The 9,857-nt window shown below is 42.0% G+C and carries 12 protein-coding genes; 7 read left to right on the top strand and 5 right to left on the bottom strand.

What is annotated here, in order from left to right:
• A partial coding sequence (locus AC5JM2_RS18520) for a glucosamine-6-phosphate deaminase (protein WP_495836324.1) occupies nucleotides 1-727 on the top strand: 727 nt, incomplete at its 5' end.
• 68 nt (nucleotides 728-795) lie between these two features.
• On the opposite strand, the gene AC5JM2_RS18515 is transcribed toward AC5JM2_RS18520, so the two are convergent.
• From AC5JM2_RS18515 to AC5JM2_RS18505, 3 genes are read right to left on the bottom strand one after another with little or no spacing between them, the layout of a single operon-like run.
• Nucleotides 796-1,803, bottom strand: a complete 1,008-nt coding sequence (locus AC5JM2_RS18515) for an LLM class flavin-dependent oxidoreductase (RefSeq protein ID WP_495836323.1) — start codon at nucleotides 1,801-1,803, stop codon at nucleotides 796-798.
• Nucleotides 1,800-2,174 carry a hypothetical protein gene (locus tag AC5JM2_RS18510; protein WP_495836322.1) on the bottom strand — a complete coding sequence of 125 codons (375 nt, stop codon included), beginning with the start codon at nucleotides 2,172-2,174 and terminating at the stop codon, nucleotides 1,800-1,802. The genes AC5JM2_RS18515 and AC5JM2_RS18510 overlap by 4 nt, the downstream gene beginning before the upstream one ends.
• Nucleotides 2,171-3,088: a type I restriction endonuclease gene (locus tag AC5JM2_RS18505; protein ID WP_495836321.1), complete on the bottom strand. Its 918-nt coding sequence runs from the start codon at nucleotides 3,086-3,088 to the stop codon at nucleotides 2,171-2,173. The genes AC5JM2_RS18510 and AC5JM2_RS18505 overlap by 4 nt, the downstream gene beginning before the upstream one ends.
• A 533-nt stretch (nucleotides 3,089-3,621) precedes the next feature.
• Here AC5JM2_RS18505 and AC5JM2_RS18500 point away from each other — a divergent pair.
• The 3 genes from AC5JM2_RS18500 to AC5JM2_RS18490 are packed head-to-tail and all read left to right on the top strand — an operon-like array spanning nucleotide 3,622 to nucleotide 6,388.
• Entirely contained in the window at nucleotides 3,622-4,542 is a 921-nt protein-coding gene (locus AC5JM2_RS18500; protein ID WP_495836320.1) for a molybdate ABC transporter substrate-binding protein, read from the top strand.
• Nucleotides 4,543-4,578: 36 nt separating this feature from the next.
• On the top strand, nucleotides 4,579-5,664 hold the full coding sequence (locus AC5JM2_RS18495) for a substrate-binding domain-containing protein (protein WP_495836319.1): 1,086 nt from the start codon (nucleotides 4,579-4,581) through the stop codon (nucleotides 5,662-5,664).
• Nucleotides 5,665-5,698: 34 nt separating this feature from the next.
• Nucleotides 5,699-6,388: a hypothetical protein gene (locus tag AC5JM2_RS18490; RefSeq protein ID WP_495836318.1), complete on the top strand. Its 690-nt coding sequence runs from the start codon at nucleotides 5,699-5,701 to the stop codon at nucleotides 6,386-6,388.
• 105 nt (nucleotides 6,389-6,493) lie between these two features.
• Here the strand turns inward: AC5JM2_RS18490 and AC5JM2_RS18485 are convergent, their stop codons facing one another.
• Nucleotides 6,494-6,703: a TOBE domain-containing protein gene (locus tag AC5JM2_RS18485; RefSeq protein ID WP_210620618.1), complete on the bottom strand. Its 210-nt coding sequence runs from the start codon at nucleotides 6,701-6,703 to the stop codon at nucleotides 6,494-6,496.
• 448 nt (nucleotides 6,704-7,151) lie between these two features.
• On the opposite strand from AC5JM2_RS18485, the gene AC5JM2_RS18480 reads away from it, so the two are divergent.
• The 3 genes from AC5JM2_RS18480 to AC5JM2_RS18470 all read left to right on the top strand — a co-directional run bounded on the left by AC5JM2_RS18480 (nucleotide 7,152) and on the right by AC5JM2_RS18470 (nucleotide 9,419).
• Nucleotides 7,152-7,346 carry a hypothetical protein gene (locus AC5JM2_RS18480; protein WP_495836317.1) on the top strand — a complete coding sequence of 65 codons (195 nt, stop codon included), beginning with the start codon at nucleotides 7,152-7,154 and terminating at the stop codon, nucleotides 7,344-7,346.
• Between the two features lie 315 nt (nucleotides 7,347-7,661).
• Entirely contained in the window at nucleotides 7,662-8,585 is a 924-nt protein-coding gene (locus AC5JM2_RS18475) for an MbnB/TglH/ChrH family RiPP precursor modification enzyme (protein ID WP_495836316.1), read from the top strand.
• A 12-nt stretch (nucleotides 8,586-8,597) separates the two neighbouring features.
• Entirely contained in the window at nucleotides 8,598-9,419 is an 822-nt protein-coding gene (locus tag AC5JM2_RS18470; RefSeq protein ID WP_495836315.1) for a hypothetical protein, read from the top strand.
• 182 nt (nucleotides 9,420-9,601) lie between these two features.
• On the opposite strand, the gene AC5JM2_RS18465 is transcribed toward AC5JM2_RS18470, so the two are convergent.
• Nucleotides 9,602-9,857: hypothetical protein (locus AC5JM2_RS18465; RefSeq protein ID WP_495836314.1), on the bottom strand; the 256-nt coding region annotated here is incomplete at its 5' end.

Here is a 9,857-nt window from a genome sequence, read left to right as displayed (position 1 = left end):
GCTCGGATCTAACAGAGAGGTGCGCGGGATAATACCCGCCATCGACTCTAACCAGCGCACCCTTGAGCAAAAGGATACTGCGGCTATATTGCTAGCGACGGGCAACTCCCAAATGAAATTTCTTGATGCTTTGATAGCATTAGGTGGTGTAGATTGGTCGCGAATTACCTGCTTTCATCTTGATGAATATTTGGGCATTTCTGCGGATAATTCGGCTAGTTTCCGGTGCTATCTACGGGAACGGGTTGAAATGCGGGTTACTCCCAAGGAATTTCACTATATAGAAGGTGATGCTATGCAACCTTTGGCAGAATGCGATCGCTACACCAAACTCCTGCAAGCACAACCGATTGATTTATGCTGTCTTGGTGTTGGTGAAAACGGGCACTTGGCTTTTAATGATCCAGCAGTCGCAGATTTTAATGACCCCTATACATTGAAACTTGTGAAACTAGATACTGTGAACCGTCAGCAACAAGTCAATACAGGGTATTTTTCCAATTTGGAAAGTGTGCCCCAATATGCTTTTACTGTTACTCTCTCAATGATTTGTTCGGCAAAAAAAATCATTTGTCTTGCATCAGGAAAACGTAAGGCGAAGATAGTGAAACAGATATTGGAGGAGGATATTACTACAGATTGTCCGGCTTCTGTTCTCCGTAAGCAGCAGCAGGCGACGTTATTTTTGGATGTAGATTCTGCGGGTTTATTGAATATTAAAGAGTAGTGGATGATACCGCAATACTGTTGCTATTAGTGGTGTTTAGTTTTGTAAGACCCCCCCAACCGACGCGCTTAAACATAACCTTGTACCTCCTGGTTATAGAGCGTCAAACTCTCAAAATTCTTTTGCAAATTCAACGAAGCAGGTTTGAGTGCCAAAGTGCCCAAATTCAGCTCATCCTGAAACCGCTTAATTTTGTTCCTGCAAGTAACAACATCACCAATAATTGAATTTTCCAGCAATTGATCTTCATCAAAAGTGCTTTTTTGACCATCATTTGGCTGGAGATGTTGACTGCTATTGCCATGTTTTTGTGCTTTAGCATTCAACCCCTTCATTCTTTGACTAAAAGTACGGATGAAAGGTAAAGCCTCACTCACCGCTTCATCATATGTACGAGCAACAAAAAAGAATCGTGCCACCATGAACTTATCAGAACCACTGGAATTGATCGCACGGTATTTAGTAACATTACTCTTAAGTCTATCCAGAGTAAATGGTGCTCCACCCATCAAACCAAAAGAATTTAAAGCAGCAAACCCAATTGCTTCTTCATCACTCGTTGCGACGTATACTGGAATTTCTTTTTGCAAAGGTTTTGGGTAAATTGAGACGCGATCGCACTGATAATACTTGCCAAGAAACGACACATCAGTGTGATACAGTAGCTTATGAATCAGCATCAATGCTTCTAGCGTTTTAGCACGGGATTCACTCATTGGAGTGTTAAAGTGCTTATTTTGTTCGGGAAATGGGCCACCTTTAGCAATACCTATAGCAAGTCGCCCATTGCAAAGATTATCCAGTGTGGTAATATCTTCTGCAACAAGAATTGGGTCATGAAATGCCAACAGCACAGCCGCTGAACCTAAGCGAATAGTTTTAGTCACGCCTGCTAAGTGTGCAATCAACACCAAAATTGACGGGCTAACACTGAAATCACTAAAATGATGCTCTGTCACCCAAGCTTCTTCAAAACCCAAACTTTCTGCGTGTTTGACTAGCGCCACTTGTTCCAAAATAGCGCGACGCGCATCAGAGTGATAATTCTCATAATTGCAGAAAAGTCCTGTCTTCATGGCACACTTCCTTTTTCTTGTGTGACAATCCACTGCAATTCTAACCACAACTGAGGATTCTCTTGCTTGAGCTTTGACTGAGGATCATGCAGCAAGCATGTTGCATTTAGGCAAACAACCTTACTTAATCCTAGAAAAAAAGCGACTTCTCTAAAGACATAGATTTCTGCTTTTATAACACCGATTATGTCTTTAGGACAATAAATTGCAATGTAAGGTAGGAACTGAGGACTGTGTTGTCCACAGAAAGATTGAATGACTTTTAGATGACACTGGTTTAGTAATGCACCAATTTGTGGAAACGAGTGACTGACGATTCTTCTAAATTCTTGGACGATTTCTTGTTCGTTCCAATTTGTGTTCGTATTCATATCAACCTTGAACGACTTTTCGGGTTTTGTGTTGTACAAAAAGGGTGACGAAGCAGTTTTTTGCTGAGACTCGCTGCGTTTTTCTCAAATACTATGAAATGCTTGACTAATTCTAGGAAACGCCGCTTATCAAAAATGCCTTGAATCAATACTTCTAGTTCTGTTTCTCCTTGATGTGGAAAGTCTTCGCCATCAATTGAACACCAAGGTAAAAACTGTTTCCAACTAGATGTTAAAGTACCAACTCGTGCCTGATTTCTACAGGCAATGATAAGAAGGGCATTGTGGAAAAACAGAGTTGGAATTTGTTGTTTGTAGGACTGAAGTTGCTGATATGCTTTTTGGAGAGTAGCTTTTTTGTCCTGACACTCAGTATAAGCAATGACTGCTAAAGGTAATCCATTGATGAAGACAATGGTATTGAGATAGTGAATATCACACTCCTCAACAATATTAAACCCATGAATCACTAACCAGTCATTAGAGAGCAAATTAGACAAGTCAATAAACCACACCTTGTCATGAACTATTTGATCACCGTTGTGGTAAACAACATCAACTCCTTCAGTTAGGAGTTTGTGAAAACGACGGTTATTTTCCAGTAAGTCAGAACTGTAGGTGCTAATCAGCCCAGATATGACTGTTTCAATGACCTCACATGGAACTTTGGGGTTAATTTGCTTCAAGGCGTTGCTAAGGCGAGTCCATAAAACTACCTGATCATTGCTACTAAGCTGAGCTTTGTGTCTACCTATGTTAATATCTGATTCCAGAAGAACAGTGTAACCGATAACCTCAAACAGGGTCAGTAAATCTGGCGCTGTTCTTGAAGGTTTGATATCAAAGCGTCGGCGAAGCCTTGTTGTCAGACGGCTCGCTTTTATAGTTGCTATTGTTGATAGTGCGGAATTCATGCTTAGCAACAGACGTAGTTTTGAGTGACCGCAGAGTTTTCGCCTAACCCACCAAATTAATTGAAGATTTACAAAATTGGTTGGTATACCCTGAACAGGAGATACCGCCCCCTAGTAACATCAAAGCCTAGATGGATTAGCAAAACTGTATCAATTGCTGCTTTTTCCAACATTGTTGGTAACACTATGTAACAGTTTTAAGTAAGTCATTCACAAGAGAATCACTCTGCACTTGCCATGAAAATGTCTTAGCCCCACACTATTACACTCACTGCTCGTGTGCTCGCCATGACTTTTAATAAATCTTAAATATAGCTAACTTGATTTCCACCAACCTTATTGGTACATTATCAAAACGTACAAAAACCGAAATATATATATCAGAGTTTATTCGTAGAGATTAATGGATGCGACAAAAGCTGAAATTTAGTAAAGAGCCAGGAAACGATAACACTGTTTTGAAATTCTACCAATAAAACAATATGAGAAAATGTTTGCTTGCCGTCTCTCTCGTAACTTGTGTTTCCTACATAATGCCGACTTCTGAGGCAATTGCAGCTTCCTTGACAAATCAAAATCAGTCTGAACCGTCCACCGTCACCTTATACGGGGCTGGCAGTTTGAGAGGTGCGTTGTCAGAAGTAGCTGATGAGTTCACCAAAGAGTACGGAAATCCTGTGAAAACAGAATTTGGTCCGTCTGGAACACTGCGGGGACGTCTGGAAAACGGGGAACAGGCTGATGTCTTTGCTAGTGCTGACGTCGGAAATCCTCTCAAACTGTATCAAGAAGGTTTGAGTGAACCTGTGGTAAACTTCACTAGCAATCGCATGACTCTTGTTGTGAAACCGGGGTTGTCTGTCACACCAGATAACCTTTTAAACGTATTGCTAGATTCAAATATTAAACTAGGTACTTCAACCCCCATATCTGATCCTTCTGGAGATTATGCACAGGAGATCTTTCGCAAAGCCGATACTTTGAGACCAGGTAGTTTTCAAACGCTAGATACAAAAGCTTTGCGGTTGGTTGGTGGACCAAGTTCTCCACCAGTTCCCGATGGAAAAAATAATTTAGTGTACTTTTTGGAAGAGACTAAGCAGGCAGATGTCTTTTTGGCTTATTACACGAGTGCACTATCAGCCTTGAAAATTGCACCTGACCTGCAAGTGGTGGAATTACCAGACAATCTCGCAGTCAAAGCCGATTATGGACTGACTGTACTCAAAGATGCCAGTCCTGACGGGAAGAAGCTTGCTGAATATATCCTTTCTCCTTTTGGACAAAAGATTCTGACGAAATATGGATTTAGTTCAGAATCCTTGGTTTCCGTTCCTGAATCCCAGAATTGGGGCGGTATGGTTCTTGGTGTTGGTATCGCCTTAGTTCTGAAGAAAACATCAGCATCTTCTAAAAAGCGAAAACTCAGGAAGGTGACTACTAGCCACGACTAGAGTCATTAGACTTCTTATCATCCGCCTTAAATACCTATGAAAAAATATCTGCTAGCTGTCTCACTGATAACCTGCGCTTTTAATGTCTGCCTGACAAATCAGTCTTTAGCTTTGACGCTGACAAATTCAAGCCAGTCTCAACCTCCTACTCTAACCCTTTATGCAGCTGGCAGTTTGAGGGGTGCATTGTCAGAAGTCGCTAATGTTTTTACCCAGCAATATGGAATTCCTGTAAAAACAGAATTTGCCTCGTCTGGTTCCTTACGAGAACGTTTGGAAAACGGTGAACAGGCGGATGTATTTGCTAGTGCTGATACAGGTAATGCGATCGCTCTCAATCAAAAAAACTTGAGTGGACAAGTGTTGATATTCGCCAGTAATCCCCTTTATGCGATCGCCCGTGTCACGCCCAGAGGGCTGTCTTTCAGACAGCCCTCTCCCCGAATCGAAGATTCGGGGCAATTCGGCTCCGCCGGATTGGGGCGTAGGGCCGGCGAAGCCATCGCCTCTCCAAGAGTGTCACTGACAACAGATAACCTTTTAGACCAGTTCCTGAATCCAGACGTTAAGTTGGGGATTGCACAACCTGGACGCGATCCTTTAGGAGACTATGCCATAGAAATATTCCGTAAAGCCGACCAAATAAGACCAGGTAGCTTTGAACAACTCAATGCGAAAGCCATACGCTTCACAGGATCACTACCACCCGAGAGAAATAGCCCTGGGGGTAGCATAGTTTACTATCTCGAAGAAGCTCAACAGGCAGATATTTATCCGGTTTATTACACCAGTGCTTTGGCTGCCTTAGAACTATCACCCAACTTACAATTGGTAAAATTGCCAGACAACCTCGCAGTCAAAGGCGATTATGGACTGACTGTACTCAAAAATGCTAGCCCTAACGGCGCAAAACTTGCTGAGTATATTCTTTTGCCAGCCGGACAACAAATTCTGGCGAAGTACGGATTTAGTTCCCCATCTTCTACTCACTCCACTTCGGTTCCCGAATCACACAATTTGGGTGGTATTATCCTTGCTGTTGGTATTGGTTTAGTTCTAAAGAAAACATCAGCATCTTCCAAAAAGCGAACACTCAGGAAAGTGGCTACTTACTGTCACTAGAAGCAAATTTTTAACAATTACAGAGGTATGTTTTATGCGTTTTACTCGTCGGATCGCAATTGTGTCTTTAACACTGTCCATATTGGGATTTTGGCAAGCGACTTTCGCTTCGCCAGGGAACCATTCTCTTTTAAAATCAGAAAAAACACCAGCACCGTGGGAAGAAAATGCGTGCCCAGGCGGTGTTTCTCAGACATTGCGCTTGGGTGGTGAAGTCAACAATCCGACAACCTTCGACTTGCAAAAGCTTATAAATTTACAAGAAAATTTAAAGAACCAAAACCCAGCAGTCGTGACCGAAGTTACTGTGTCTTTCCAAACAGGATCAGGTCCGAGAACAGAAACATACTACGGAGTCCCTTTGTGGGAGTTAATTAATAATGAGATTTCTTCAGGAGGACTTAAAGCTGGTAATTCCGGTCAAAATCCTAAAAACGCTTTTCTGCGACAGTACGTTCTTGCTGAAGCCACTGACTGCTATGGGGCGATCGTAAGTATTGGTGAAATTCACCCCAACTTTGAAGGGAAACAAGTACTAGTTGCATATGCAAAAAAAGCAAGCGATGGTAGCATCCAATATTTGACAGATACAGATGAGGGATTTGCTCGTCTAGTGGTTCCTGGTGATAAAGCAGGAGGACGTTATGTCAGCAACGTTAGAAACATCCTAGTACTCTCTGGTCCTGCTTCCCCTTTAAAACCCAAATATTTCCGGCAGCCTTAATCCACTTTAATTTCTCTGGGTGAACTACCTACACTGACTGATTACAGTACAGTGTAGGCTTCCGGCGTCATCAACAGATGCCAGACTTAGGTAGAAAAAAGTCGTCTAATCAACAGAAATCATCACATCTGATGCTTTGATGATGGCGTAAGCTTCTTTTCCTTGTTTGAGTCCTAGGCTTTCTGCTGAAGTTTTTGTGATAACCGCAGTGACTTCTACTCCTGGTGCGATTTCTAAGGTTATCTCGTCGTTAACAGATCCGGTGACAATTTCTTTGACAGTACCTTTGAAAGTGTTACGAGCACTTATTTCCATATTCTTATGCTGCCTATTTTTTCATTCACTCATATTTCATTCTATCTTGTCTTGTCTGGGGGAAAACCTGCACCGAAAGTGCCAACCCTTTTACGGTTACTCGTTCTGCACTCTACGAGTATCCATTTTCGTACGAAAAAGAGTACTCACTGATACGTAACTCGTGCAGTGTAACAAATTTTATTATTGTTTGGTGACTCGCTGCTTCAATTCTTCTAGCGATCCATGTTCTTTTATCAGTGCGATACGCATGATTGCGTCACGCTCCACGTATCGCATGATTGGGCAGTTTCTGCATCGTTGCCCGATAAGCGCAGTGAATTCCACTTCTTTGATGCAAGACTCAAAAATTTAACCGGGTTCCTATATAATATGATAAGTTTATTTGGTTGGAGATTTAGCAATCTTTCACCGAATTTAACTTAATTTATATATGTGGAGAAAAATCATGATCGATCAGTCTTTGTTGAAAGATTTAGAGCAGTTTCAAGAATTATCTGAACAAGAAGCTAAGGAAGTGACTGGCGGTAAAAGCTCTCTCGATGTTAAGTATACCAATGTAGGTGCCTGTCCTGGCTGTCGTTCTGGAGTTGATCCAAAGGTGACTCCTCAGTATCAGGATGTCATCAACATTAAGAAGTGAATTAAATAAAGAGCAGCTTTTTTAGGATGCGTTACGAGTAGTGCTAACGCACTTTATCCAATCAAAGTTTTGCATTTTATTTCATGAATCATCCTGACTAGCCTATCTGTAATAGTTAGTGGTCAGATATCTTCAAAAGTAGATAACTTCTGCCAACAATTTGAACAGCGGTGACAGTAATAGGTGCATTTACTTGCAATGAGTGGTGAATAACGGAGTGGTTTTCAATTACATCTGAGCGATATTATCACTTCGCTATCTTCATTTATTTGGCGATTTGCGACCACCTCATCTGATATTAGAGATAGCAATTTTATGCTTGCACTAGAACAGGAACCAAAGGACTACGCCAACACTTTGTCTGCTCTTCCCAAACTCGGCGTCGGTCTTTCATTTCAAGCTCCGCTGCAAAGTTTTGTAGAAGCTCACTTGGACACCTTTGATTTCCTAGAGATTATTCCAGATACCCTCTGGAATGATTTGGGTTCTAGTGCGACTCCTCGCTACGAAGAAAATCGAAATACTCAGGGGTTTTTAGAATTTCTTGCAAAACACAAGCCGATTATTGCTCATAGCATTGGGCTGTCCATTGGCAGCGCAGATCGGTTTGATCGTGTACATGTAGCCCAGATTGCGAAATGGCAGCGACAGTATCACTTCCCTTGGCACAGCGATCATTTATCCTTTAGTCGCTTAGCGCAGGCATCTGGTCATCTTATCGATGTGGGGCTTACCATGCCAGTTCCCTATGATGCAGAAGTCCTGGAGATGCTTGTAGAGAGGGTAAACCACGTCCACAAAGAAGTCTCAGTGCCTTTCCTGCTGGAGAACAATGTCTATTATTTTGAGATTCCCAGCCAAGAGATGAGTGAAGCAGAGTTCCTCAATCAACTTACAGCTCGAACTGGCTGTGGGCTTTTACTCGACCTTCATAATGTTTATGTCAATGCCTGCAACCATAGTTTTGATCCTTGGGATTTTCTTAGCAACCTTGACTTAACCCAAGTGGTAGAAATCCATCTCGCAGGCGGAATGGTGATGGAAGGTTTCTATCTAGACGCTCACTCAGGAGTTTGTCCAGAAGCAGTTTGGCAACTACTGGAGGAACTTCTGCCCAAAGCCCCAAATGTTGCTGGTATTGTCTTTGAAGTCTTTGGGACACATTACCATCGCATGGGATCTGAACTGCTCAAACAAGAACTTAGTAGGGCTAAAACGATTTGGAAAGCCAGCCGATAAAGGAATGACTTTATGACACTTGTAGGTTTTCAACAGGCTTTATCCGAATTAGTGATGTCTTCAGAGTTTTGCTTGCAAGTTTTGACCAGTCCTGATTTGGCTCTAGGGGTATTTGATCTAACTCCCCTAGAACATCAGCGCCTAGTATTTTTGGCTCGGACGCCTGGGCTTGGCATCGGTAGAATGCTTCATCGTTCATTTCGTCTTAGCATGCTGGTAAATCTGTTGCCGAAAACCTGCACAGTGCTAAATACTCAGAATCTCAACCAGGTATTCAATATTTACTGGCAAACACAGCCGCCGCGCAATTTTTACTACCAGCAGGAAGCCGTCCGCTTCGGGGAGTTCTTGCTGGCTCAACTTGAGCAAGGCACGATTCAGAATGAATTTCTGGAAGAAATTTTGCGTTTTGAGATTTCCGTGCTTTCTCTAATGAGATTTATACCTGAACAGGTAGTTGGCAATAACAGCTTAAAACTAGGCGTTTCAGAGGATTTCTTTCCTCATTTGAATCCTCAATATCGCATTGTCTTTTTCCGGCATGAGCCTGATAGTCTGCTCACAACCTTGAATGAGGGTCGAGTGCCTGAATCTGGGCTTCAAGGTGATTACTATCTCCTTTTGACAATGTCTTCCACAAATCAGTTGCAGATCAAGCCAATAGGATCTCGACTTGGTGAGATCCTATTGGCTTGTAATGGTCAGCGTAGCGTATCGCATCTATGTACACAATTATCTTTAACACTTCAAGACTTAGAGATATTAGCTGAAAGAGGCTTTCTGAGCTTCCATCACCAAGCATCGATACTGTCAGCATCTGACTTTTTCCGTTAAGTATTCCCACTGGAGTTTCTTTTTCAATTTCGGAGCCATCAACTCAGATGGTAGAAATATTCCTCGTACTTTGTTAGAACGTTTGACCGATACCTTAACCTATGCCGCCTAAATGGATTTTGTCGAGCTTAGAGCGGTATTGGCATTTTTCGGAGATGTCTAATGACAATTTTTTTTCGTGTTTACCGCCACTGCCTACACACTTCTTGAATAGCACTAACAGTAGCACTCAAGGCTTTAATACCACCTAATTCAATAATGGCATCACTTAGTATAGGAATATTTTGTAAGAATTGGTCACGAAATTGGTAGGACAAGTTATGGAGAATTTCACACCATAAATCAAATTTAATAGAAGTTAGATGTGGCGCAAGTCCAGTCAAGGCTTCAGCACGATATTTGTAATATTTAATACTAAATGTAGCTTCGAGGGCTTTC

Source organism: Brasilonema angustatum, assembly GCF_059505445.1.
Note: the sequence above shows the minus strand (reverse complement) of the source record. Positions and strands in the feature narration are given on the sequence as shown.

Excerpts from the sequence above, each read along its gene's own strand:
- AC5JM2_RS18515 (WP_495836323.1), bottom strand. The coding sequence starts at position 1,803 with ATGAAGACAGGACTTTTCTGCAATTATGAGAATTATCACTCTGATGCG.
- AC5JM2_RS18510 (WP_495836322.1), bottom strand. The coding sequence starts at position 2,174 with ATGAATACGAACACAAATTGGAACGAACAAGAAATCGTCCAAGAATTT.
- AC5JM2_RS18505 (WP_495836321.1), bottom strand. The coding sequence starts at position 3,088 with ATGAATTCCGCACTATCAACAATAGCAACTATAAAAGCGAGCCGTCTG.
- AC5JM2_RS18500 (WP_495836320.1), top strand. The coding sequence starts at position 3,622 with ATGCCGACTTCTGAGGCAATTGCAGCTTCCTTGACAAATCAAAATCAG.
- AC5JM2_RS18495 (WP_495836319.1), top strand. The coding sequence starts at position 4,579 with ATGAAAAAATATCTGCTAGCTGTCTCACTGATAACCTGCGCTTTTAAT.
- AC5JM2_RS18490 (WP_495836318.1), top strand. The coding sequence starts at position 5,699 with ATGCGTTTTACTCGTCGGATCGCAATTGTGTCTTTAACACTGTCCATA.
- AC5JM2_RS18485 (WP_210620618.1), bottom strand. The coding sequence starts at position 6,703 with ATGGAAATAAGTGCTCGTAACACTTTCAAAGGTACTGTCAAAGAAATT.
- AC5JM2_RS18480 (WP_495836317.1), top strand. The coding sequence starts at position 7,152 with ATGATCGATCAGTCTTTGTTGAAAGATTTAGAGCAGTTTCAAGAATTA.
- AC5JM2_RS18475 (WP_495836316.1), top strand. The coding sequence starts at position 7,662 with ATGCTTGCACTAGAACAGGAACCAAAGGACTACGCCAACACTTTGTCT.
- AC5JM2_RS18470 (WP_495836315.1), top strand. The coding sequence starts at position 8,598 with ATGACACTTGTAGGTTTTCAACAGGCTTTATCCGAATTAGTGATGTCT.